At 34.3% G+C, this 1,120-nt stretch carries 1 protein-coding gene and 1 pseudogene; both read left to right on the plus strand.

Annotation, left to right across the window (positions count from 1 at the left end; all coding sequences use genetic code 11):
• Position 1 precedes the first annotated feature (1 nt).
• Entirely contained in the window at positions 2-424 is a 423-nt protein-coding gene (gene tnpA, locus FC36_RS07390; RefSeq protein WP_035189054.1) for an IS200/IS605 family transposase, read from the plus strand.
• Positions 425-429: 5 nt separating this feature from the next.
• Positions 430-1,120 (plus strand): annotated as a pseudogene (locus FC36_RS07395) (RNA-guided endonuclease TnpB family protein); the annotation flags it as partial.

Raw genomic sequence — 1,120 nt, forward strand, 5'->3', positions numbered from 1 at the left:
TATGCAAGCACATTCTGAGGAATTAAACTACAGTAGAACAAGCGTATATTCTTTGAAATATCATTTAATATTAGTAACCAAATATCGTAAAGATGTTTTAGTCGGACCTATCAAACAGGAATTAGAACAACTACTGATTAGTATGACTGAACAATTTGGCGGGAAAATACTGGAAATGGAGATTATGCCCGATCACGTTCACATGTTGGTTGATGCAAGCCCTAAAAATTCCCTTTCTTCAATGATGAAAGGCTATAAAGGCGTGTCTGCACGTATGTTATTTATGCATCACCCTGAGCTAAAAAAACAATTATGGGGTGGGCATTTATGGCAACCAAGCTATTTTGCTTGTACAGTAAGTGAACGTTCTGAAGAACTTATCAAAGAATATATCCGTAATCAAAAAACTAGTAGAGGAAAGTGAAATATATGATTAAGCTACCAAAGACAACTGAATATTTAAGAGTTAGACGCTATCGTTTGGTTGTTACTGATGACTTGGTAGCTAAATTTCAACAAAATATTGCGGTTGAAAACAAAGTATACAACTATATTGTTAAGTACTTGGAAAAGACCTACGGTCGTAAACACCTTAACCGCCCTTTTCCAACAACCAAAAAAACTAAGGTTGCCTTAGCGAAAGATGTATTAATTCCTAAAATCCTGAAGGATTTTTATTCTTTAGATAAATGGGATGGGAAAAAAGTTGGTATTCACTCGCAAGCTTTACGAGATGAATTTTTAGTAAGCTTATTAACCAATTTCGGTGAATACCGAAAAGTGTTGAAAAAATCTGCCAAAATGTCCGCAGAAGATAAAGAAAACTATCGTAAAAACGTGCATGGGAATAACCGCAAACACAAATCTTGGTATCGTAAAGGTTCTTTAAACTATTTGCGTCCTTGGCAAAGTAAACGTTGTGTTTCTTTGCCATCAAATGGTATTGCTCAAGTTATTTCTGCACATCATCTAAAAATACAAGATTACGGCGTTGTTCAAGTGGTAGAAAATATCAAAAATATGAAAAGTGCAAAGATTGTTACCACCAAAATTAAGCGAAAAGCTGATGGGACTTTTGAAATTCAAGTTGTCTTTAAAACAGTTAAGAATCGTAAAAAAG

The organism is Ligilactobacillus equi DSM 15833 = JCM 10991 (assembly GCF_001435735.1).
Classification (GTDB): Bacteria; Bacillota; Bacilli; order Lactobacillales; family Lactobacillaceae; genus Ligilactobacillus; species Ligilactobacillus equi.